Consider the following 21,980-nt stretch of genomic DNA (forward strand, 5'->3'; position numbering starts at 1 on the left):
CCACCAACAGGAAGATCGCTTCCCATTTTGGCATGCCCCCGGGGCCGGCTTGGCTGGAGGCGTATCACCCCCTTCGGCATCGCCCGTGACCTCGGACCTGCCCGGTCACGCCAGCGGCGTGGTATCGGCATCGGGCTGTCTCTCGATCGCCCCGTATTGCTCGGCGATCCGGAAGGCCGCGGCTCGGCCGGAGGGCTTCCTGTCCGGTACTGGCCCTAAAACCTCGCAACGGGGTCCCGGCCGCAAACTGCCGTCCCCTCCTGCGGCGTCCGTCCTGCAGACAAACGGTGCCCCGGGTGCCAGAACCGCCGGCTGTGATACCTCCTCCCGGCGCACCTGTCCCCCGGATGGGCCTACCCGAAGCGGACGGCGCCGACCGCTTCGCGTGCCCTGCCGACCCGCTCTTGGAGCAGTGCGGCCGCGGCCACGGCCTCACGCACCAGACCGGACGCCTCCTCCGCCCCGCGCCCGGGGGCGAGCCGCACCAGGGCGTCCGTCTGTGCCAGGAGCCCAGCCAGCCCGGCCGCGAGCTCCTCCAACTGCTCCAGGGTGTTCGCCGCGTCCGAGGCCCTGCTCCACACGATTTCTCCCCTCCCCAGGTCGTCGGCCGCTTCTGCCACCCGCTTCACGGTGTCCTTCAGCATGTTCACCGGGTCGTACGCCACTGGTTCTCCCCTGTCTCCGAGGAATCGTTGGGCGGAGTATCGCCCGGACAGTGGCTCCCCGGCGGTGGAACCGGCCAGGTCGGCCGGAAACGGACTGCCCCGCACCCACGGCGACAGCGTGTCGGAGACATCCGTACCGGGGATGGGCAGGACTGGGGAGAGCATCCGTGCACGGGCCCCGGCAGCGAGCTGCCGGGGCCCTCGGTCGTACGGATCAGCGGACGTGGAGGGTCAGCGCGGGCCACTTGGCCTGGTCGAGGCGGTTGAAGAGATCCTTGATGTTCTCGGGCGAGAGCTTGATGCAGCCGGCGGACTTGTAGTCGGTGTCGCCGTCCCAGCGCCAGGGGTCGTCGTGGTGCGGGGTGTCGGGGGCCTGGGTGCCGTCGCTTCGCATCTCGCTGTGGATGTAGAGGGCGCCGCGGGTGACGGCTTGATGCCCGGCCTTCGGCCGGCAGGTCTTGTCCTGCAGCCGAATGGCGTGGCCCTTGATCTTGGAGCTGTCATGGTGGGTCTCGTGGCCCTCGACCCTGTAGGTGCCGTCGGGCAGCCAGCCCCGGTTACTGGCGCACTCGTCGGTGACGCCGACACCCGAACCGGCCCGGTAGCTCTTGACCCCCTTGCCGTCGTGGACGAGGGAGAGCCTGGAGTCCTGGGGGTTCTCCCAGTTCTTGTCGAACTCCAGGAAGTACCCGGTCGAGGACCGGTTGTTGTAGTCAGCAGCGACGAGGGCGGCGCGGGTCTCGGGACCGACCACGCCGTCGGCGGTCAGGCGGTGGGCGCGCTGGAAAGCGGTGACGGCGACCTCGGTCTCGGGGCCGAAGATGCCGTCGACCGTCAGGTGGTGGCCGTTGCGGTTCAGGTCGCGCTGGAGATCCTTGACGGCCTGGCCCTTCGAACCGCTGCGCAGCACCATGGTGTTGGAAGCCGCGATGGACCGGTCGCTGCCGGTGCCGGCCCGGTCGAACAGGGAGGAGGGACCAGCGGCGTTGGCGGTCGCGGTGGCGGCGAGCAGCAGCAGGCCGGCCGCGGTGGTGACGGCCTTCCTGCGGCGGCTGCGGACACTGGACCCGATGGTGTCGGTTCCGGTGGTGTCAGTGGTGGTCTTCTCGGAGCGGCGCAGGATCGAGGCGAGGCTGCGGGTGCTGTCCTTGGTCATGATCATTCCTTCTTCTTGGCATGGCGTTCCGGCGGAAGGCAGGGAGAGAATCAGCAGCGGGGGCGGTTGAACCAGGCGACGGCGTCGGGGCGGGTGGCGAGGTAAGCGATCAGGGCGCCGCTGGCAAGGGCGCCCAGCGCCCGTACGACGGCTCCGGCGCCGGTCCCCGCTCCGGCGACAGCGAGGGTGAGCACGCCGATCAGGCACTGCCACATGCCGAAGGCGACGGTGGCGGAGCGCAACGTGCTGCGGCCGGTCGAGGCCCGGGCGGCAAGGACGACGGCGGCGACGGCGTGCAGGGCGGCCCACACCAGGGCGAGCTGCGCGAACTGCACCCCAGCCTGCGCGGCCTGGCCTTGGCCGTGGACGGCGCCCGCGTACCAGGCATCCTCGTACTGGGCGAAGGAGTCGCGCAGCGCCTGGGCCTGGAGGAGCGCCCCCATGGCGAGGAGGAGGTTCATGGCGGTCGAAACGATCAGCGCGCCCCGTGTCCGGAACACCGACCGAGGCAGCGCCCCGGCCGGGGCGCCGAGGGGCAGGGGTTGGCCGAGCGGGACAGATGGGGCGAACACGGGCCTGGGCGGCACGGGTGCGGACGGGGCGTGGGCGAGGCCGATGCGGGGGTGGTTCTGCGTTCCGTTCTGCACTGTCATTCCTTCGGGTACGCGTCTGCACTCGGGCATGGCACAGCAGGCCCGGCAGGCGTTGGACAGGAGGCGCCGGGCTGTCTTCACCGGCTGACCACCAATGTTGCATGACGGAGCATCAGGTCTCTACGCTGTGGCCCCCGTTGGCCAATGCGGAAGAATTCGAGCCTATGCATGGGCCATGACCTACGACTATGCGCAGATCGAGGCGAAAAGTGGTACACCGCAATGCCGCACAGCCGAGATGCCGACAAGTCCGAGCCGCCCACCACCGCACGCGTGGAGTTGGGGAAACTGCTGAACCGGTGGCGCTACGACGCCCCGGGTAAGCCCTCCCAGGCATCGGTGGCAAGCAGAGTTGCTCTGACCCAGCCGATGGTGTCCAAGTACGAGGCCGGCGTCCATGTCCCGTCACGGGAGGTCGTTCGCCTCCTCGTCGAACACTACGGACGCCCTGCCACTGACCTCGAACACGCGCTCGGCATCTGCGCGAGGGCCGAGCAGGAGAACCGCGGCGGCGAGAAGGCCGAGCAGCCCGCCCCCGAGCCGCCCACCGGCACCTCCCACCCGACTGCCCGCCGACAGCGGCTTCTGTGGCTCGGGGGCGTCCTTGTACTCGTCGCTGTCGGCGGCGGCGCCTACGCGGTGTGGGGCCGCTCCGACCCGGCGGGGCACAAGAACCAGGCGGCCCCGCCTGCCAACTCGTCCGCAGCGTCGTCCGCGAAGGAGACAGCCTCCTGTTCCGGCATCACCTGCCTGCACACGGATCCCTCGAACACGGTCTGCCAGTACGACGCCGTCACCACCGCCGACGGGCGGGATTTCGGCGTGTTCGTCGAACTGCGCTACAGCCCGTCCTGCCGGGCGGGCTGGGCTCGAATGGACGGCGGATCGCCCGGGGACAGGATCCAGGTGTTCGGGACGGAGGGCAGCCCGCCCGAGCTGGAGGAGTACCGCCAGCAGTCCGGGCACACCACCCACACCAAGATGGTGCAGGCGCCCGTACCCGCCGGCGACCGGGCCTTGTGCAGTCGTCCAATCCAGAGGCACCGTCTGCTCGACGCCCCTCCCGGGCACCTCCTCTCCCCAGCCCAGGACAACCGTCCAGGGTCGCTGAAACAGCATGCGCTCCGCAGCAACCGGACAAGCGCACTCGCGGTAAACGGCCAGCCGGTACGCCTCGGCCGTCGTACTCCATCGCCCTCCGGCCACGGCCGACACACCGTGGCCGCCGACCGGCGATGCACCCGTTCAAACCGGACTGCAACTGTCCCGTGCCCGCCGCCTCAGCGGCCGGTCGAACAGGACCGGCGCCCGGCAGCGCCGGGACGCCTTCGAGGTCCTGCGTCGCGACGAGGTCCGGAACCCACCCTGTTCCGACAGGGCCAGAACCTGTCGGTGCAGGCAGCCGCGGAACAGGTCGACGGCCTCGGCGGCGGCGAGCAGCGCCTCGTCGCGGCGTCCGGCCCAGGCCGCCACCAGGCCCAGGTTGTGCAGGGACACCGCCAACGCCAGGCACGTCTCCAGGTCGCCGGCGGCGGCGAACACGGTCGCGTCCGGCACACGGTGGCCGGTCTGCTGTTCGCCCCAGGTGGCGAGTTCGAGCAGTTTCAGCGAGTCGATGCCGAGTTGCGGGTGCGGGTCGGCCGCGGCGAGCGGCGCGAAGGCGAGTGAACCGCGCTGTGCCGGTGTGTCAGTCGGCGCCGAACCATCTTTCCTGGTCTGCTACGTCGGACAGGTACGGGTGGGATGCGCCGCCCATGCCTTCGGTCCATGGGTGGGCCAGGGCCTCTTGGGCAGCCCACACCCATCCTCGTGGGTAGTCGGCGGGCCGATTGACGATTTGATGAAAGAGGTTGCTGGCCGTTTGGCCGACCGGCAGGTCGTGGAGCGGGACTTGGGCGAGAGAGTGAGTGGGGTGGGCCCGGAGCGCCTCCAGGGCCGACGCCGAAGAGGCGTGGAGTATCCGATTGGTCAGCACGGTGGCAGCCGGCCACGCAGCCGTGCCATATCGGCCCGTCGCTCCCAGTTCCTCATCTGTCAGCTTTTCCAGAGCGGTTGCTGCCGCGTTGCTGCTGTGGCAGGACAGGAGCAGCGCCGTGGGCGCGCTCATGTTCTCGTCCAGGCGCAGGTGCTTGAACGGAAGTGCCCTGCCCACGGCTTCGCTGAGGCTCAGGCGGCTGGCGCTGGTCAGCAGGGCGTGGAGCGTGTCGTCGGGTAGGGCGCTGACCGCCGTATTGAGGTGGTCGAGCAGTGAGGCGATCACAGAAGGGGCGGCGGCGGTGGTCAGGGCGAGTGCCCAGGTGGCGCGTGACAGTGGGTCAGTGTGCTCCTCGTACTGCCGGTTCCACCAGGCGGCCTCAAGGCGATAGCGGCGGATCTCCTGCAGCAGCCTGCCGTAGTCGGCGGCAGGTCCCAACGGTTGGGAGCCGCTGGTCATGGCTCCGCCGGTGACGAAGGTGTCAGCGGGGGAGGCCGCGCCGATGACAGTTGTCACGGCAGCGGCCCAGCACGGCCCGAATATGGCACTGATGGCCTGCGCGGTGTTGCTCCACACGGCGGTCGTCCGGCGTTCGCCCAGACCCGCCTTGACGGCCTGTTGCAGGGTGCCGAGGCGCGGGTCCCGGCGGACCAGTCGCTTCCACGCTGCCTGACGTTGGGAGCCCGAGATCCGGGTGTCCGCGTGGATGCCCGGCAGGCGGAACATGAATTTGTCCGTGGCGAGTACCTTGTTCAGGAATTCCTGCGGGGCCAGGACCCGGAGGAGATCTGCCGGGTAGCCCTTGCCGAGGGGAGAGGCATCGAAGCAGTGGCCGTCCAGCACTGCACGCACCATCCGCTCTTCCATGGCAGATCCGTGCGGAGGTGTCAGGCCGGCTCGGACGGCATCTGCTGCGGACGCGGCATCGGTCAGGGCCATCGGCGCAACATCCTCGGGCCGGACATGCTCCCCGGCGCCGACTCCGGCACCCAGCGCCAGCCAGATCCGCTCGTCCGGGGTGTTCGCAGCCGTATGCAGGCGGGCGTTCCACCATGCACCGAACTCTCCCGGTTCCCGGAGGAGTCTGGCGGACACCCGGACGCGGTCGTGGGCTGTCGCCGAGGACGGGGAGTGCTCCACCGCGGCGAGCAGCGCCGCAGCCAGCTCGCGCCCGCCATGGTGGAGAGGAAGGTCGGGCAGGTCATGGTGGTAGCGAATCTGGTAGGCGAGCAGGCACACGCTGAGGTCGTCGAGGAACAACTCGGCAGCCCGCTGCTGCGCTCTCGGCCGCTTGCTGAACACGCCGTCCGCGAGCAGCATCCACGCCGCTGTCAGCATCTCCAAAGGCTGCTGGCGGCTCTCCTGCTCCTCCTCCAGCGCCTCCACCAGGCCGGCGAGTTCGTTGGCCCGTGCGAATCCCGCGTAGAAGCGGGCGACGTTCATCCAGTACGGGCGCCGTACGAGGTGCTGCAGGACGCGCGAGGTGTCGAAGTCGCCCCGCTCCGCGCCCGCGTACTCGTACAGGTAACGGGCGGCGAAGTACTCCCGCAGAGGCTGGACGTCGAACTCGAAGGTCCCCTGGATTTTGCTGGTCAGTGCCCACACCCGGTCGGTGACCGCAGTGAACAGGGCAGCCACCAGGTGCGTGTTCTTGTCAGCCTCGAACAGGTAGGTCAGAATCGACCGCTCCAGATCCTTCAGGCCGATCCGGCCGCTCCCACTGCTCCCTTCCGCCTCGGCCTGCAGCAGCCATCCGAGATAGGCGGTGACCTCCTCCAGATCCCGGCGGTGCTCCTCCACCTGCGGGCTCTTCTCCGCCTCCCGGTCAAGGAAAGTCTCCATGTAGGAGGTGTAGAGCTCCGTGCGCCCTGTGGGTACCGAGTTGCCGCGCTTGTGCATGAGGTACAGCAGGATCGTCAGCTGCATCGGATTGTTCGCGAGCTGGGCGATGTGCGGCTCGGCGGAGCGCTGGTCGAAAACCCGCTGGAGTTCGCGTCGGTCCCGGCCGGTGACCGAGCGGGCTGCCGCCCACTTGCGCAGGTATGCGGTGCGAAGTGCGGGCTTGAGGTGGGACAGGGCGATGGTCTCGTACATCCGGTGTGACGGCTCGGCGAGCGTGGCAGCGTTCGGACGAGTGGTCACGATGACCTGCGGAGCGAGAAGGCTGTGTTGCAGACGGGCGGTGAACTCGTCGATGTGCTTGACCACCAGGGCCCGCATGTCGGGGCGTGCCACCTCGTCCAAGCCGTCGAGGACGATGAGCACGGGTAGGCGTTGGGTGATGCCGTCTACGGTGGCGACGTCTGCGGGCAGGCCGCCGCTGCGGGAGCGCAGCACATAGGCGAGGAAGTCCTCCAAGGATGCCTTGCGACGCGGGGTTTTGCGGGTGCTGCTCAGGTGTTCCTCGAGCGGGTCGCCGCCGTCCATCCAAGCGGCGTAGTCCCGCAGGTCCACCCGCAGCGGTACGCGCGGTGCTTGCGCGGCAGGAAGGCCGGCCGCGTCCCTCACCCGCTCCTTCAAGAACGCGGCACGGTGGATCTGGCACAAGTACTGGCCCAGTGTCGATTTGCCCTGCCCGGGTTCGCCCTTGACCAGGGTGAACGGCTGCTTGGCCGACAGCAGGTACCGGGCCGCGCCGCCGAGGTTCTCCTGCCCCAGCTCCGCCATCTGCAGACCACGTGTCGACAGCGCCTGCGAGGTGCGCACCGCCTCGACGTCGATGAAAAGATCCGTCAAATCGTGGGAGGTCAGCTCGGCCTGCTTGAACTTGACCTTCGCGTCCTCCTCCCACTGGGTTGCGATCACCTTCACCACGAGATTGCGCAACTCGTGGTCGCGAGCAGCAGCACTGGCACCGTCGATGAGGTAACGCACAAGATCGTGGCCCACCAGCATGTCGGAGTAGGCCCACTTCAGCGCATCCGGTGCTGCGTCCACACGCGCGTCGATGTCCGCCCGCCACCAGACCTTCATCGGGATTCCGAACTCCCGCGAATACTTGGCGAGTTCAATCTCCATGCGGTCCATCGACCCGCTCTTGGGCACAGCGGTGCCAGCCAGCGAAGTCAGCAGGAAGTACTCCTTGGCGCCTTGGGCCACCAGGCGCTGGATGTTGTCCGCCTCGTCCTTGACGGTCTGGGTCAGCCATGCCACCGGATCCTTGGACGGCTTGCTGGTCCACTTCACCTGGAAAATCACCGCCTGCCTGCCTTCCACGGGCAGGACAGCGTCGCGGCCGCCGTCCCGGTGGCCGACCGGGAAGCACTGGATGTCGGGGAAGGATTGCGCCAGCAGGGCGTTGCACAGTTGCTGGAACGGCTTCTCCATGAGCCGCTCGTAGTGGTAACGCCCTGTCAGCTCCGACACCGCTCTCCTCGAACATCAATCGGACACTCTTCAAACCGACGACGGTATCGGACCGGACCCACATCCGGTGACCGCCGCTCTGGCGCGCCGTATCCCCTGCGACCGCCGCGCCCGGCTCTCAGCCGTTCTGTGGTTCAGCGGCCTTGGGGAAGAACGGTTGCGCAATCTCGTACAGGTCCCGACCGTCGGCGACACGCCAGTAGAGCGTTGCCTGGACCGTGCGCTTGGGCTTGCGCATGCGGCCGGTGGCCTGTTGAGCGATCGTATCGAGCAGTGGGCCCGGCTTGTATCGGTTGCCGTCCGCTGCCCACAGAAGCGGCCCTGCGGGGTCACCCGTCCACGTGGCGTGGCTGCGCCTGGAGTCTGCCTTCAGCCACGGGTCGAACTGCTCCTTGTCGCCGTGGAAGGCCGAGTAGCCGGCCATGTACAAGGTGATCTTCGTGCCCTCGGCTATCAACTGGTGCTCGCAGATGGTCTCGACCGCAGGGGGCGACACCGGGCGGGTGCCGGCCGTAGTGGACCGCTCGGCGCGAGCACCAGCAATGATGATCTCCTCGGTCCCCGGCGCGGGATAGAGCGTGGAGATCGTCAGCACGTCCGGGACATCCGCTGGCGGGGCTGCCGCCTCGGCTGTCCACAGCCGGACCTGGACCAGCTTGACGTCGACGCCCATCTCGTTGAGCCAGACCGCAGACGCTGTCACCGGTGCCGCGAAGTTCGCCGCGGTCAGGATGAGGCGGGGACGCTTGAGGACGAGCGGGTCCAGTTCCCCTCCGCAATGCGCCCGCAGCAGGTCCAACGCACTGCCCGCATCCGCTTTCTTCCCCCGCTTGCCGAGGAACACCGCGTGCTGGCGGGCCAAATCCTCCTCGGTGAAGCGGGACGCCAGCGCGGCGTAGGTCACGGCCTGCAGGTGGGTGTCGCCGGGTGCGTCCTCACGCTTGATCTCGATCACCACCAGCCTGCCTTCCCGGTCCAGCGCCAGCAGGTCCAGCCGCTTGCCCACGGACCGGCCCGAGCCGGTGCGCCAGCCGTCGAACTCCTCGGTGACGATCAGCAGCCCGTCCTCGACGAGCGAGGGGTCTTCGATGATCCACTGCTGCAGGTCGGTGCGTTCCTTGTAGCCGAGGTCTTTCATCCTGGCGGCACCCACCGGGACCGCTTTGCCGTCCTTCAGCAGAAGCACGCTCTCGTCGCCCATACTCCAGCCCCTTTCTGTCCGCTCCGACCTGGTGTCGGCGCGGAGCGTCAATGATCGTATGCGGACGGAAGTCGATTGCGACAGGGGTCCTGTCGGCCGAACGGTCTGCAGGGCGGGGCGAGGGAGAATCCGTCCACCCCCGCTTCCGCGAGGCACCCGCCCGCGCCGACTGTGGAGATGGGCGCGCCGATGGCTCCCCCGGCATGGAGCGGCCGACCCGGGGGCAAGGAGACTGCCACCGGCCTGTCCGCTTTCCCCACACCAACGCAGACTGGTTCGCAGGTGATAAACATTCGGATGCGGAGCAGCGCCACCGCCCTCCCGGCCGTGGCTGCATCGCGTATCCGTGCACGAGGAAGGAGGCTCCTCGTGGCAACCATGACACTTCCCGCCAGTTGCACGAAGACCGAGTGGGAACGGATCGTCCGCAAGGGCCGCAAGCTGATCAAGCAGAAGAGCAGCATCCAGTTCGCGCTGGGCGACCTCGTCATCGACGCTCTGGCCGGGCACCCTCGGGGCCACGGCGAAGTGGCCGAGGTCATCGTCCTGCTGGCGCGCCAGATCGGCGCCAATCCAGGCACCCTGCGGACCTATTACGAGACCGCGGTCCAGTGGCCGGTCGGCAAGCGGCGGGAGGACGTGTGCTTCTCCGTCCACAGCACGCTGGCCTACGTCCGCAGCAGGTTTGTCCTGATCCGCAAGGACCCGTTCGACCCGGTCTCCGGGGAACGGCGGTGAACGGAGAACGAGGCGCAGAAGGCAGCGAACCGTGCGTTCGACACTCCCACCAACCGCGAGGAGCGGCTGGACCGCACGCGGCGCCTGCTGCGCAGCGACGAGGACGCCGCCGAGGTCGTCAAGAAGATGATCACCCGGCCCGAGGTCCGCAGCCGCGTGGTCGCCGACCAGCGTGCGCGGCACCTGCTGCGGCAGGCCAAGGCCGAGCACTGGCAGCAGGTCGACCACGAACTCGACCAGCAAGTCGAACTCGCGCCCGTCGAGGATGCCGAGGCCGTCGAGGAGAGCGTGCAGGGGACGGTGACCGCGGTCGACTACCGGGAGTCCCGGATGGAGATCCTGCGCCTGATCGGGGCGTTCGCGTCGTTCTTCGTCTCGCTGCAGCGGATCATCCCGGAGGTCCACGCCCAGGACTGCACCGAGGAGACCAAGAGCGCGGTGCTCGACGACGTCCACAAGGCCAGGATGCTGCTGGACTGGTGCGATAGCGCCGTCACCACCGGGAGCACCGACATGGACGCGGCGTTGGCGGACCTGCTGGAGGAAGAAGGCGAGTAGCCATGGTCACTCGGCGCCGCCAAGCGGCGCACGACAGCGGGGAGGGCATCTGGCGCAGGGTCGCCCGCGCGGGCGAGGACGGCCTGTCCCGCGAGGAGGCGATCGGGCACAACGCCCCGGCCCAGTTCGAGCGGGGCAAGGCCTGGATCCGCGACCACCAATGCAGGAACAAGAAGACCGGGTTCGTCCTGGTCCATGGCCGCTACACGGCCACCAATGACGCCGACAAGTGCAAGCTCTACGCGCCTGCGCGCCCTGAACCAGTAGGCCGTGCGGATCTTCGAGTGCTCGCTGGCGGTGCTGCCGCCCGAGGCACAGAACGACCTTTCGGTCATGCTCCTGATCAAGGCCGGCAACGACGTCTTCGACGCGATGCAGATCATGGATCGTGCCGCCCCCAGAGCGCCGCCGAGGATGCCGAGCAGACGAAGAAACCGGCAGCAGCGCCCCGGGGCCGAAAGGCGCCGTCGGCCGGACGTCGCAACTGCACAGCGGCCGGGCGGCCGAACCGCGCCTCCCTCGTACAGTGCCGGGCGCTGCCGACGGGCCCGGTGCGCCGGAGGAGCGGAGAAGCAACTGCGACGCCGGCCGCTGGGGTCGCCGGACAGCTCGCCGAGTTGCCACAGCCCCGGCCGACTTCGTCGGCCCCGGGATTGTCTGCCGGGCCGGAGGCGCAGCGTGTTGCTCTGCAGCTCGAGAGTCATGGGCAGCGCGTACCAGTCAGCTTCGGACTGGGCTTCGACGCAACGGTTATCTGGGATTGGGGCAGCGGCCCTGCAGATGAAAAGGCTGCTGCACGCGGCGTGGAGGCGTCACAGGGGCGGCGCCTGCGCTTGGCTTCGTATCCTGGAGGCCCTGGCCGCAGCGGTCGGTGATCGAGATCACGCAATTCTGTGGCGACCAGGGGAGGAACGGGTCTCTCTCAGGTCACTTCCCGACGCTTCCGTGTCCAAGGCCAACCGGGGAGACCTAGAGTGGCCTCGTGTCCTCGTACTTGATCTACACGGATGACTCTGGCGATGAGGAGTCCAGCTTCTTCACGGCCCTGCTGATCCCGATGGAGAAATGGTCTGTGACTCTTCGTCAGTGGCTGAAGTTCCGGAAGTGGATGTACACGCAGCACCAGGTCCCGGCCGACTACGAGTGGCACACCTATGAGTGGCTGAAGGGTGCTGGCCGACCCGACTCGGACAAACCAGACAATTTGATCAATACGAGCGTGCACTTGCGGCGCGAGGTCTGCGAGAAGGCACTGAAGGCGATCAGGGCTATCGGCGCCCAGCAGGGCGTTGGCTTGCTTACCTGTGAGACGAGCGGCCCGGTCAAGGCTGACGCTTATGCTGCGACCGTCTTTGCCCTGGACTCTGTCCTGGAGAAGCGGGATGCCCACGGAGTGATCATCGTTGATGGCGGTGATCATGGGGTGCCAGATCCCAACGTGCGGGCCGCTCACCGCGACCTGAAGCTTCACTCACGGCGAGTCGTCGAGGATGGGTGGCTTCAGCCCGCGCACGCCAGCCAGCTGGTGCAGATGGCTGACCTGGTAGCCCATGTTGCCTATCAGAGCACTCGCAGGAAGCCGAACCGGGAGTTCATGTGGGACTGGTACCGCGACTACCTCCATGAGATGGAGTTGGAGTGTCGCTGCCCGTAGATGATCGGGGCGGCGTCGAGTCAAACAAAACAGGCCCCGGCGTTAGCCGCGGGCCTGTTGTCGATCAGCCTAACCACTGTTCCTGTGAACACAGGGAGCGGTCCGGCTCAGTCAGAGTAACAGAGCAACATGCGTACAGCAAGGTCTCCTGCTATCAAGTTCAACAGAAAAACAGCAGGTCAGGATAGGTGCTGTCCCTTCTCCGTGAGCCAGATGGTTGCTTCTTGAGGCTGATTTGGAGGCTTCCTCTCCTTGGCGATCAAGGTCCGTGGAGACTGGGACAGATCGTCATGCACTGTCATCAGCAAGGACTGATGACAAACCGCCTGTCTGCGTCGGGAGGCGGATGTTCCCGGTTGAGGGAGCTTGTCGTCGTAGCCGTTCGTTCTCGTCGTGCTGAGCGGCTCAGTGGTTCTGGGACGGCAGAAATAATCCTCGATGCCGCTGGGACAGCCGACGCGTGTCCAACGGAGGCTTCCTCGGTCTCGTCGAGTGGGAGCAGTCGGCCCGCCTGCGCCAAGTCCGGCCGTCCAGCCGACGTCAGCCCGGAGCACGCCCCATGCCCGCAGGACGGTCGGCCGAGAAGGAAGGGCAGCCCATCCACCAGTTGCCAACGGCGTCCAGGGCCGTGCTGGACCAGAACTCGACGACCGCATTGGTGAGCTCCTCGGGCGACGACATGCCATTGCTGTCGGTGTCGAGGCGGAGAAACTCCTCGGTGGCCTCCTCGGCGAACTGCGGGAAGTGACCGCGTTGGAACGCCAGGAACTCGGCCGGGCCGATCAGGCCGTCCCCGTTGATGTCGGCGATCGCCAGGTCGGTGTCGGCGAGCCCGCCGAGAACCGCCGGGGGGCCTCGGGGCTATCGGGCAGGGCGCGGGTCGAGGCGACGAACCGGTCGTTGGGGATCCGCCGGCTGCCGGGCGGCAGGAACGGCAGGTGCACTTTCCGTCAGATACAGCGCGACCCTGCTGGTCACCGGCCACGCCGACCCCCGACTCGCCGGCACCTACCCCCAGCTGTGCATGGGCATGTCCCACGCCACCAGCCGGGACATCGGCAACCAGGCCGTCGCACTGCTCAAGACCGTCAAGCAGCTCTTCCCCCGCACCGGGTTCATCGCCGGCGACCTCGCCTACGCCCACGCCGACCCCGACAGCTTCCACCGCCCCGTCAGGGCACTCGGGTACGAACCTGTCCTGGACTACCGCCTCGACATGCTGCAGTCCAAGAAGAAGGAGACCTGGCGCGGAGCCCTCGCCCTCGGCGGCGACCTGCTGTGCCCCCATACCCCGCAGCGGGTCAAGAACGCCTACCGGCTGATGGCCTCCGCCAAGTCCGCCAAGGCCCGCAGGGACCTCCTGCCGAGGACCGAGGAAGCCGACCCCTACGTCCTGTCGCTCAAACAGCGCGCCGCCGCCAGGGGCAACGAACGCCACCAGTGCCCCGCCGCAGGCGCCAGCCCCAAGGTCCAGTGCCCCTGGGCCACCGAACGCGACGCCCACCGCAGGACCCGTACCGGCACTCCCCCCAGGCCGGCCACCCGGCCCTCCGCGGTCGTCGACCTCGACAACCGCCACTCCCGCCGGGCCCATACAGCCGCCAAACCGATCGTCCCGGTCGGCGACCTGCCGATGCGCCGCCGACCCGAGATCTGCCAGCAGAGCACCATCGGCGCACCCGCCGACCTCATGCCCAAGCTCCACCAGGAGCTCTCCTGGGGACGCGCCGTCTGGCAGAGCGCCTACAGCGCCCTGCGCAGCCACATCGAAGGCCTCAACGGCCGGGCCAAGAACGTCAGCACGTTCCTGCACGCCCGCGAACTCCGCCAGAGCCGCGGCCGCGCCGCCCAAGCCCTGCTCAGCGCGGTCCAACTGATGGTCGAAAACCTCCGAACCATCGAGTCCTACCTGCGCAGGCACCACCTGTGGGCGGACCGGGACTACACCCTGACCGACATCTACGGCCCCGCCGACCCGCTCATCCCCACAGAGGACACCCCCGCAGCCGACAACGGCCTCGCGGAGAACAACACCCCGAGCAGCGGAAGCCCGCCGACAAGAACCTGATCGACAGTCCGTCAGAACAACCCGACAGCACACGAAGCCAGGCCGTGGGACCAGCAGCACACCGGTCCCGCGGCCACTTCGGCATGCCCGCACAGACACCGCCAGCCCCGCTCTCCGGCCCCAAGGGTCCGCCCGAGACCTCCCACGAGCCCCGAACGCATGTACACAGGCCCACAAAACAGAAGATCCCGTCCAGATTTGACATCTGGACGGGATCTCGTAAACCTTCCACGACCTAAGTCGTGAACGGCCCGTTGGTGGGCTGTTCACGAGTACGGCTGACCAGGAGCGCGCGAGGGTCATTGAAGATCGCTTCCCATTCGCGTGGTGATCGTTTCCCGATTCGGCCGTCAGCGCCGTCTGTCATGCTGCCGAGCAACGGACGACGGCAACGGGAAGCAAGGGTTGAGCGCGATGGGTTTCGAGGGCCAGGTCTGGCGACTGGTATGCCAGGATGAGCTGGTGGGCGAGATCGTGGTCGAGGAAACCGACTTTCCCTGGCTTCGCGGACGCTTCATTGCAGGCTCGGCCTTCGCCACATTCAAGCCACTGTTCGCCCGGACGCGGGCGCTGGCCGACGCCGAGGACTGGGAAGGCTTCGACAACGTCTATGAGGAGATCGGGAAGACCCTGTCGCTGGTCTCGCCGTCGGGCCCGGCCGCCGAGTTTCTGCTCCATATCCAGGACGGTCGTTCCTGGTTCCGGTGGAGCGACGAGCCGTTCGACGAGGGGGATGACGAGGACGGTGATCACGTCGTGAACGATTCGAGGATACCTCTGAACAACGGCGTCGACCCCGGACTTCCGATCATGACCTGGGAGCGGTTCTGGCAGCTCGTCGAGGTTCTCGGCGGTGAGGCCGCCATCGAGACCTGTCAGGGCTTCGAGGAAGCCTGTACGCGCCTGACCGAGACTCTCGCGCGCGAACCGGTGGGCCAGATCATCGGCTTCGGCGAGCGCCTCGCGGAGGCTCTGTACCGCCTGGACCAGGAGCAGTTCGGAACTCTGCCGATCTTCGGAAGGGTGCTGGCCGACGGCTCTCCCTTCCCTCAGTCGGACGACCATTTCCTGTACACGCGCGCCGCGGTGGTTGCTGCAGGCCGCGACGTATACGAGGGCGTGTTCTACGATCCCGAGCGGTTCGCACCGTTCACGGCACGGCAGTGCGAGCTCTTGCTCTACGTCCACGAGGAGGCGTTCGAGCAGGTGACCGGCACAGAGTGGGACCGCCTCACCCGGTACGACTACGAGTCCTGCTCGAACAAGGACGGCTGGCCCGAGGCTGCCGCGAGAGATCGCTTCCCGCGCAGGCTGTAGACCCTGGGTTGATCAGTGCCGGTACAGCGTCGCCAGGCGAGGAAGGCGACTGCTCAGCTCGTCACGGTCTCCGAAGTCGAAGTTCCAATCCGGGTCAAGCGTCGGATAGTTGATGACAAGGCCATCGACGGGGAGCTCCTCACCGGTGACTGCCTGGTGAGCGTCCCAGGCAATGACCAGAGCTTCTTCACACTCGATGTCGATTCCGCCTGCCGCAAAGGCGCGTACAGCGGGAAGGTCGGCGAGCGCGTCGGGGTCGGCGATGACGCGCTCGAACGTCTCGCGGCCCTGAGTGATCAGCCAGCCCCGGAAGTAGTCGAAACCGTCGTCGGAGCATCCTCCGTTGATCATGTAGGCGGCGCCCCAGAGAGGGGCCCGGTAGGAGTCGGCCATCAGACCCCACAGGATCCGCTCGGCAACGACGATCTCCTCAGCCGGGAGAAGTGCAAGCAGTGCGGTCGCCTGCTCGGCGACCGCACTGCCGTTGTCCGGGGCGGGCACCCGCATGCGGGCCTCGCCGATCAGCTGCCAAAACTGCTGGATGTCCATGGCCGCTGAGCATGCCGCCTGGCTGTGACATGGCGGGCCCTCCGTGTCGGATCCTCCGGTAGAGCTGACCCCAACCGCGCATACTGCGGGTGATCGTTTCCAGAGGCTGGGTCGCGTCGTCCTGTCGGTGCGCTATGTCATCGTGCGGCCATGAGTTACGACCTTGCGGTCTGGGAGGGTAAGCAGCCGGCGGACGATGCGGCAGCCGGTGAGCGCTTCAGTGACCTCTATCAGCGGTACATCGACACCGATACGGACCACCCACCGACCTCGACCATCTCGAAGTACGTCGCGCTCCTCCTGGAGCGGTGGCCTGACCTGACCGAGGACGAGGACGACATCTCCCCGTGGTCCACCGGACCGCTGATCGGCGAGGCCAGTGGTCCGTTGATCTACTTCCCACTCCGGTGGAGCATGGCCGAGGAGGCTTCGACGTTCGCGGCGGGCGTGGCGGCATCACTGGGGCTCGTCTGCTTCGACCCCCAAGTACGGCGACTCAGGCCCTGAGCCGCGTCCGGAAGCAGGCGGCGAGGGCCGTCGGTCAGTGGCAGTTCCAAGAGAGAGTTGTACGGCATGGCAGCCATCTCCCCGGCGTCGCACCTGGTCACAGCGGCGGCTTGTGAGATTCTCCGCCCGCTTGGGCTCCGGCAGCGTGGACGGTCCCGGACTTGGATCGACGATCACGGCTGGTGGCTTGGCGTGGTCGAGTTCCAGCCGTCGAGTTGGAGTCAGGGCTCGTATCTCAACGTCGGTGTGATGTGGCTGTGGCAGGACGTCGGCCACCTGGAGTTCAACCTCGGCGGTCGGGAAGTCGGCCACGAGTCGTTCAGGGACGAGGCCCAGTTCGCGCCACTCGCGATGGACCTCGCGAGGACCGCGGCAGATCGGATCACCGCGTACCGCGACCGGTTCACCGCTCTGAAGAGCACCGCCGAGTACCTTGCTGCCCAGCCCGCCCGGCGAGGGAACCCGTGGGACAACTTCCACGCCGGGGCCACTGCAGCTCTCGTCGGCGACGCACCCACCGCTCGGGACCGATTCGGCCGGGCCCTGCAGCAACTGTCCAGTACGGACATCCCCTGGATGGTCCAAGCCCATGAAACTGCACTCCAACTCCGCGATCAGGCCGACGACACCGAGGCCCTACGGGGCTGGGTGGTCGAGAGGGTCACCTCGTGTCGGCAGAAGCTGAACCTGGAGTTCCGCTCGATCGGCATCGGGGACGAACCGCAACTGCCGTGAAGTGCCAGCGCCGTCTGCCGGACCGTTGTCCTGGTCAGGCACCTGCTCGCGACCCACGTGGCTTCAGCCGCTGCCCAATGCGAGAGGGGTCCTTCCAGCTCTCTTCCAGCAACGGGCGCCCGCTTGTCGGCCGGCGGTTTCGTCTGCACGGTCACCACCGCGGCTGCACCGTCTGGAGGACTTCATGAGCTGGGACCTACTTCTGCTTCCCGTTCCCGCCGACATCACCTCGCTCGACGAGCTCCCGGATGACTTCACTGCCCAACCGCTGGGCTCTCGCGAGCAGGTCACAACTGCCCTGGCGGCCCGGATCCCTGGCATCGATCTCACTGATCCGACTTGGGGCCACCTCTCCGGCCCGACCTGGTCCGTCGAGCTGAACATCGGCTCCGACGACCCCATCGAATCGCTCATGCTCCATATCCGCGGTGGCGGCGACGTTCTGCAACTCGTGTTCCGGATCACTGACGCCGTCAGCTGCCGGGCCCTCGACGTCTCCGAGGGCGTCTTCCTCTCCACCGATGCTGCCGCAGGCTGGCATTCCTTCCAGCGCTTCCGGGAGCGCGTGACCGGAGAACACTGATCAACTCAGTCGCAGCGGCACCATTGACTGCCAGCTGACCGTCGTCCACAGCCAGTCGGATGTCTTTTCCCTGGCAATCTTTGTCTTGTCAGGGGTCAGCCTGCGGAGGCGCATCAATGCCAACTGCCTGATGTGGTTGGCCGTTTGCCTGTCTGGCGTGGCTGGCATTCCCTACGATGGCTGCGATCGCACTGGCATGCCTGGGAGTTCGGGAGGGCGCATGGAGTCTGTGGCGGCGGACGGTGCTGCGGCGGCTCCGGGGCTTCGGATCGCTGTGGACTTCTACAGCGCCAAGGCAGAGCAGCTGCGATCACAGCAGGCGGACCTTGAGGCCAAACTCGCGGCTGTGGCAGCCGAGTTGTCCAAAGCCTGCGACACCCGGGATCAGTTGACTGAGGTGCTTGTCGAGCTCACCAGGGACGTGACTGGGACGCCGGCCGCGCCGGAGGCGGATCAGGTTCTGGGCGAGCATGATGCCGCAGTCAGCTCCGCCCAGGCGGTCCCGGCACCGCCAACGCCTGAAGACGGCCGTGCCCCTGGCCGGGCGAAGTCGGGGGAAGTGATGCAGGCGATCCTGCAGATCCTCGTGACCTCCGGGCGGCCGATGCGGGTGCGGGACATCACCGGCGCGCTGGGGCGGCCGACGAACGGTCCTGAGGGCCGCGCTCCGATGGAGACCACCCGGTCGATGTGCAAGCGGCTGGTGAAGAACGGCAAGGCGGTCGAGGGCCCGGCCGGGGTGTTCGCCATCGCTCAGACCGAGTCGCACGCGAGAGGGGCCGCCTGACAACGCGCCCTCATCGAGATGTTCCCTCCTCCCCTGGCAGGGAGGAGGGAACCGGTTCCGTCGACGCTGCAGGCGCTTCGGAACCTTCACGTGGCCCCATATCAACTGGTTCACGCACCCCCGAGGTTAGAGCAAGCACGCTGGCCTCGGGGGGCGCGTGGCCTATTTCGTCGTTCCCGGAGCGCTGTCGCCGGGGACGGGAAGGCTGTTCACCATGCGCGATGCGCGCTCCCGCACGATGCGGATACAGCGGCACGTTGAGGAAGTGCTCCAGGCGGGCGACGGTGGCGACGTCCGGCCAGGACCGCCCGGCGAGCAGGTCCGCGATCGCCTGGCGGTTCACGCCGGCTCCGGCGGCGACCTGACGCAAGCTCAGTTCCTGCCCGGTGAGCGCTTCGGCGAGACGGCCGGAGATGTTCCGCACCACCTCCGCCCCGACATCCCCAGCGACCAGACGGGGCCAGGCTTCCGGATCTTCGGTCAGATCCCGCGGGGGGCGCACGCGGGCGCTTCCGCCGACCATGCTCGCACCATCCTGTCCGTTGAAGTGGATCAATCCCCTGTCGGCTGCTTGACCAGCCGGTATTCGTGGATCGTGGTCCTTGATCCAGAAACGTCCGCGAAGATCGCCCGCTACCGGCCCCGCCAGGCACCGCCCGCCTGGGACACCGTGGCGCCGCTCGTGCGCTCGATCGTCGCCGCCACGGTCACCGCGGTGCCCTACGACGCCGAGCGGCTCCTGCACGTCACGGCCTCGCTGGCGCTGTGGGCCGAGGCGAATGGCCTGCCCCGCGATCCGGACACCTGGCTGCGAGGAGAGGTAATCGACGCCTACGTCCTGTCCCGCGCGGGCAGCGTCGAGCCGACCTCGGTGCAGACCTACCGCACCTGGCTTCGACGGGTCCGTGATGCGCTCGCCTGGACCGACCGGGGCGAGCCCGTCCCGCCGAAGCTCCACGCACCCGCGAATCCGCATGACCCGTACGAGCCGGACGAGTTGGCGGGACTTCGGCACTGGGCATCGCACCTGCGGGGGCAGCAGCGAAGCGATGCGCTGGCCTTGATGGCGCTCGGGGCGGGGCTCGGGCTGATGCCCAGGGAGATCGCTGCCGCTCGTGGCCGGCACTTGCGCAGGGTCGGCCCAGGGCATCCGCTGGTCCACACCGGTGTGGAGCGCTCCCCTCTTGTCGCACGCAAGGGCTGGGAGGACGTCCTGGCCGAGCTCGTCGGCTCGGCCGGCGGCGGCTACCTGTTCCGACCCGGCCGGAGCACTCCTTACGCCAAGAACCTCATCGCCGGCTGGTCCCTCACCCACCAGCCGCCCTCCGGTCTCCCGGCGTTGTCGGCGGGGCGGCTTCGGGCGACGTGGATCGTCGAGTTGATGACCGATCGCATCGACCATGCCCTGATCGCCAGGGCGGCCGGACTTGCCTCCGCCTCTTCCTTGGCCCGCTACCAGCACCTCGTGCCTCCGCTCGACGACACGACCGCGATGCGGCTCCTGCGGGGCCGCCCGGCATGACCGTCCCGCACGCCTGGCGAAACCCGGAGAAGATCAGGCGCTGCTGGCCCCGGCCGGTCACCGACGCACCCACCCTGATCCCCGACTCCAAAGTTGGCCAGCTCGACTTCCTGCTCCACCGCTCCGGAGTCCTCGACCTCATCGAGGGCGAGCTGGCAGGCCGCCCGGGACCGGGCGGCCTTCCCGTGCGCACCGTACTGGTGGGCCTGTTGCTGTCGCTGCACTACAACCAGAGCGCGAGTTTGGCGGACACCTGTCGAATCCTCCTTGACCAACTTCGACCGCCAGCTCGAAGCTGGCTCGCCATCCCCGAAGTCGCCCAGGACGACGTGTGGGCTCGGCACGCGTTCAGCCGCCGCGTCTACCGCTCGTTCGACCGCCTGACCACGGCTCTGGACCCCTCCCGCGCCGACCGCAGGCGAAGGCTTCCGCTCGCCGAGGCCGCCGCTCACGCCGCCGCCTGGGAGGACAACGACGCCGAGCGCCTGCGGCGCCGGACCCTGCTGCAGGAGGTCAGCGACCGCTTGGTGCTGGTCACCGTCCGACTCGCCCAGCGTCGCGGGCTCTTCAAGGGCTGGCGCGGCGACATCGGCGCCGACACCACAGCCGTCCCCGCCTGGCACCACGAGCCCAGCGACCGACGCGACCTCGCCTCCGTCGAGCTGACCGCCGGCTGGCACTTCAGCGGCGGCAGTGAAGAAGGAACCTTCGGTCACAGCGCGACCCTTTTGGTTGCCGCCAGCCGACGCCATCCCACCGGCCACCCCCGCGCCGGGAAGCGGGTCAGCCAGCACCCCCAACTCGCCCTCGGCGCCGTCCTGGACTCTCCTGGCAAGCGCATCGGCCCCAATACCGTCCATGCGCTCACCGTCCTGGTCCCGCTCGGCCTGCCCGTCGGACTGTTGGCCGCCGACCGCGCCTACACCGACCAGAAGTCCGAGCACTTCCAGCAACCCGCCCGTCAGCTCGGCTACCAACTCGTCCTCGACTACAGAAAGAATCAGCGCGGCGTCCAGGGCACCCACCTCGGCGCCCTCCTCATCGACGGCACCCTCACCTGCCCCGGCATCCCGGACACGCTCGCCAACGCGACCACCGGCCTGGACGACAAGACCGTCCGCGACCTCGACCAGCAGCTGGAAGATCGCCTCGCCAAGCGCGGGCCCTACTTCGTCAAACTCAGGCAGGGCCCTGCCCCCAACGGGACCATCCGCTTCCAGTGCCCGGCCGCCGGCCCCTCCCCCTCGGTGACCTGCGCTCGCTTCAACCGCCTGCACCGCCCCCAGGCCGGCGCCCCCGCCGTCGTCGACCTCACCAACATGCGCTCCACCGCGGCCCACCCATCCGCGAAACCGAGCATCCAGATCAGCCCCGCCGAGCGCCTGCGGCCACCGGACAGGGCCGAACTGCCGAGGATCTGCCGCAAGCCGACGATCACCGTCCGCCCCGGCGACCTCGGCATGATCGACAAGTTCCGCCAGGACCGCCCCTACCTCAGCCCCGCCTGGCACGACGCCTACAAGCCCATCCGCGCGCACAACGAGGGCCTCAACGGCCGTGCAAAGGGTCACCGCATCGACATCGCCGACCCCAAGGCCCGGCTCGCCCACGGCCGCGTCGCCCAGACAATCCTGCTCGCCCTGATGATCCTCATGATCAACCTGCAGATCATCAACGACTGGATCGGCACCAGCACCCCAGATTCGGCCGAGGCCGACCACGGCCAGGACTACGACGGGCTTACCCCGATGCCGCTCACCGCCAACGGCCTTCCCCCACCGCCCGACTGACGAACAGTCCGCCCGCGCCCCGAAGCGCCCGACCCCCAGCCACCGTTGGCCCGCAGCCCGACGGTGGCCCCGGCATGCCCACCGCACCCCGAACCACCCCCGAACCACCGCAGCAGACCCCCGGACCACGCCCACGAAGGCCCACCGAGATCGCAC

General features: G+C 68.1%; 17 protein-coding genes and 1 pseudogene. 11 read left to right on the forward strand and 7 right to left on the reverse strand.

Annotated elements, in window-relative coordinates; translation table 11 throughout:
- Positions 1-353: 353 nt before the first annotated feature.
- From ACIQBJ_RS25060 to ACIQBJ_RS25070, 3 genes are all read right to left on the reverse strand, one after another.
- Positions 354-665 carry a hypothetical protein gene (locus ACIQBJ_RS25060; RefSeq protein ID WP_400714723.1) on the reverse strand — a complete coding sequence of 104 codons (312 nt, stop codon included), beginning with the start codon at positions 663-665 and terminating at the stop codon, positions 354-356.
- 214 nt (positions 666-879) lie between these two features.
- A complete protein-coding gene (locus tag ACIQBJ_RS25065; protein WP_400714726.1) occupies positions 880-1,821 on the reverse strand; it encodes a peptidoglycan-binding protein in 942 nt (313 codons plus the stop codon).
- A gap of 50 nt (positions 1,822-1,871) precedes the next feature.
- Positions 1,872-2,282 carry a hypothetical protein gene (locus ACIQBJ_RS25070; RefSeq protein ID WP_400714730.1) on the reverse strand — a complete coding sequence of 137 codons (411 nt, stop codon included), beginning with the start codon at positions 2,280-2,282 and terminating at the stop codon, positions 1,872-1,874.
- A gap of 414 nt (positions 2,283-2,696) precedes the next feature.
- Here ACIQBJ_RS25070 and ACIQBJ_RS25075 point away from each other — a divergent pair, with 414 nt between their 5' ends.
- Positions 2,697-4,142 (forward strand): DUF2690 domain-containing protein, encoded by a 1,446-nt coding sequence (locus ACIQBJ_RS25075; protein WP_400714733.1) that lies wholly within the window; start codon positions 2,697-2,699, stop codon positions 4,140-4,142.
- Positions 4,143-4,161: 19 nt separating this feature from the next.
- Here the strand turns inward: ACIQBJ_RS25075 and ACIQBJ_RS25080 are convergent, their stop codons facing one another.
- Entirely contained in the window at positions 4,162-7,815 is a 3,654-nt protein-coding gene (locus ACIQBJ_RS25080) for an NACHT domain-containing protein (RefSeq protein ID WP_400714736.1), read from the reverse strand.
- Positions 7,816-7,933: 118 nt separating this feature from the next.
- Positions 7,934-9,016: a hypothetical protein gene (locus tag ACIQBJ_RS25085; protein WP_400714739.1), complete on the reverse strand. Its 1,083-nt coding sequence runs from the start codon at positions 9,014-9,016 to the stop codon at positions 7,934-7,936.
- Between the two features lie 369 nt (positions 9,017-9,385).
- On the opposite strand from ACIQBJ_RS25085, the gene ACIQBJ_RS25090 reads away from it, so the two are divergent.
- From ACIQBJ_RS25090 to ACIQBJ_RS25110, 5 genes and pseudogenes are all read left to right on the forward strand, one after another.
- Positions 9,386-9,754 (forward strand): hypothetical protein, encoded by a 369-nt coding sequence (locus ACIQBJ_RS25090; RefSeq protein WP_400714742.1) that lies wholly within the window; start codon positions 9,386-9,388, stop codon positions 9,752-9,754.
- A 12-nt stretch (positions 9,755-9,766) separates the two neighbouring features.
- Positions 9,767-10,312, forward strand: a pseudogene (locus ACIQBJ_RS25095) (DUF6192 family protein); the annotation flags it as partial.
- A gap of 982 nt (positions 10,313-11,294) precedes the next feature.
- Positions 11,295-11,966, forward strand: coding sequence for a DUF3800 domain-containing protein (locus ACIQBJ_RS25100; RefSeq protein ID WP_400714745.1), 672 nt, complete (start codon positions 11,295-11,297; stop codon positions 11,964-11,966).
- 1,024 nt (positions 11,967-12,990) lie between these two features.
- Complete coding sequence (locus ACIQBJ_RS25105) at positions 12,991-14,034, forward strand: hypothetical protein (protein WP_400714748.1); 1,044 nt, start codon at positions 12,991-12,993, stop codon at positions 14,032-14,034.
- A 462-nt stretch (positions 14,035-14,496) separates the two neighbouring features.
- On the forward strand, positions 14,497-15,351 hold the full coding sequence (locus ACIQBJ_RS25110; protein ID WP_400714751.1) for a DUF4240 domain-containing protein: 855 nt from the start codon (positions 14,497-14,499) through the stop codon (positions 15,349-15,351).
- 12 nt (positions 15,352-15,363) lie between these two features.
- Here the strand turns inward: ACIQBJ_RS25110 and ACIQBJ_RS25115 are convergent, their stop codons facing one another.
- On the reverse strand, positions 15,364-15,900 hold the full coding sequence (locus ACIQBJ_RS25115; protein ID WP_400714753.1) for a DUF4240 domain-containing protein: 537 nt from the start codon (positions 15,898-15,900) through the stop codon (positions 15,364-15,366).
- Positions 15,901-16,050: 150 nt separating this feature from the next.
- On the opposite strand from ACIQBJ_RS25115, the gene ACIQBJ_RS25120 reads away from it, so the two are divergent.
- The 4 genes from ACIQBJ_RS25120 (at position 16,051) to ACIQBJ_RS25135 (ending at position 18,512) form a co-directional block, all read left to right on the forward strand.
- Positions 16,051-16,407 carry a hypothetical protein gene (locus tag ACIQBJ_RS25120; protein ID WP_400714756.1) on the forward strand — a complete coding sequence of 119 codons (357 nt, stop codon included), beginning with the start codon at positions 16,051-16,053 and terminating at the stop codon, positions 16,405-16,407.
- 66 nt (positions 16,408-16,473) lie between these two features.
- The gene (locus ACIQBJ_RS25125; protein ID WP_400714759.1) at positions 16,474-17,142 is read left to right on the forward strand and encodes a hypothetical protein; all 669 of its coding nucleotides are present in this window, start codon (positions 16,474-16,476) and stop codon (positions 17,140-17,142) included.
- Between the two features lie 184 nt (positions 17,143-17,326).
- Positions 17,327-17,725 (forward strand): hypothetical protein, encoded by a 399-nt coding sequence (locus tag ACIQBJ_RS25130; protein ID WP_400714762.1) that lies wholly within the window; start codon positions 17,327-17,329, stop codon positions 17,723-17,725.
- A gap of 220 nt (positions 17,726-17,945) precedes the next feature.
- Positions 17,946-18,512 carry a hypothetical protein gene (locus ACIQBJ_RS25135; protein ID WP_400714765.1) on the forward strand — a complete coding sequence of 189 codons (567 nt, stop codon included), beginning with the start codon at positions 17,946-17,948 and terminating at the stop codon, positions 18,510-18,512.
- Between the two features lie 10 nt (positions 18,513-18,522).
- On the opposite strand, the gene ACIQBJ_RS25140 is transcribed toward ACIQBJ_RS25135, so the two are convergent.
- A complete protein-coding gene (locus ACIQBJ_RS25140) occupies positions 18,523-19,914 on the reverse strand; it encodes a helix-turn-helix domain-containing protein (RefSeq protein ID WP_400714768.1) in 1,392 nt (463 codons plus the stop codon).
- A 116-nt stretch (positions 19,915-20,030) separates the two neighbouring features.
- Between ACIQBJ_RS25140 and ACIQBJ_RS25145 the strand changes: the two genes are divergently transcribed.
- Positions 20,031-21,824 (forward strand): hypothetical protein, encoded by a 1,794-nt coding sequence (locus tag ACIQBJ_RS25145; protein WP_400714771.1) that lies wholly within the window; start codon positions 20,031-20,033, stop codon positions 21,822-21,824.
- Positions 21,825-21,980 lie beyond the last annotated feature (156 nt).

Source organism: Kitasatospora sp. NPDC088391, assembly GCF_044753345.1.
In the GTDB taxonomy this organism is placed as follows: Bacteria; Actinomycetota; Actinomycetes; order Streptomycetales; family Streptomycetaceae; genus Kitasatospora.

What these genes read in the sequence shown, in the direction of transcription:
- ACIQBJ_RS25065 (WP_400714726.1), bottom strand. Translation starts at nt 1,821, where the DNA reads ATGACCAAGGACAGCACCCGCAGCCTCGCCTCGATCCTGCGCCGCTCC.
- ACIQBJ_RS25070 (WP_400714730.1), bottom strand. Translation starts at nt 2,282, where the DNA reads ATGAACCTCCTCCTCGCCATGGGGGCGCTCCTCCAGGCCCAGGCGCTG.
- ACIQBJ_RS25075 (WP_400714733.1), top strand. Translation starts at nt 2,697, where the DNA reads ATGCCGCACAGCCGAGATGCCGACAAGTCCGAGCCGCCCACCACCGCA.
- ACIQBJ_RS25085 (WP_400714739.1), bottom strand. Translation starts at nt 9,016, where the DNA reads ATGGGCGACGAGAGCGTGCTTCTGCTGAAGGACGGCAAAGCGGTCCCG.
- ACIQBJ_RS25105 (WP_400714748.1), top strand. Translation starts at nt 12,991, where the DNA reads ATGGGCATGTCCCACGCCACCAGCCGGGACATCGGCAACCAGGCCGTC.
- ACIQBJ_RS25115 (WP_400714753.1), bottom strand. Translation starts at nt 15,900, where the DNA reads ATGGACATCCAGCAGTTTTGGCAGCTGATCGGCGAGGCCCGCATGCGG.
- ACIQBJ_RS25120 (WP_400714756.1), top strand. Translation starts at nt 16,051, where the DNA reads ATGAGTTACGACCTTGCGGTCTGGGAGGGTAAGCAGCCGGCGGACGAT.
- ACIQBJ_RS25125 (WP_400714759.1), top strand. Translation starts at nt 16,474, where the DNA reads ATGGCAGCCATCTCCCCGGCGTCGCACCTGGTCACAGCGGCGGCTTGT.
- ACIQBJ_RS25130 (WP_400714762.1), top strand. Translation starts at nt 17,327, where the DNA reads ATGAGCTGGGACCTACTTCTGCTTCCCGTTCCCGCCGACATCACCTCG.
- ACIQBJ_RS25135 (WP_400714765.1), top strand. Translation starts at nt 17,946, where the DNA reads ATGGAGTCTGTGGCGGCGGACGGTGCTGCGGCGGCTCCGGGGCTTCGG.
- ACIQBJ_RS25140 (WP_400714768.1), bottom strand. Translation starts at nt 19,914, where the DNA reads ATGGTCGATGCGATCGGTCATCAACTCGACGATCCACGTCGCCCGAAG.
- ACIQBJ_RS25145 (WP_400714771.1), top strand. Translation starts at nt 20,031, where the DNA reads ATGACCGTCCCGCACGCCTGGCGAAACCCGGAGAAGATCAGGCGCTGC.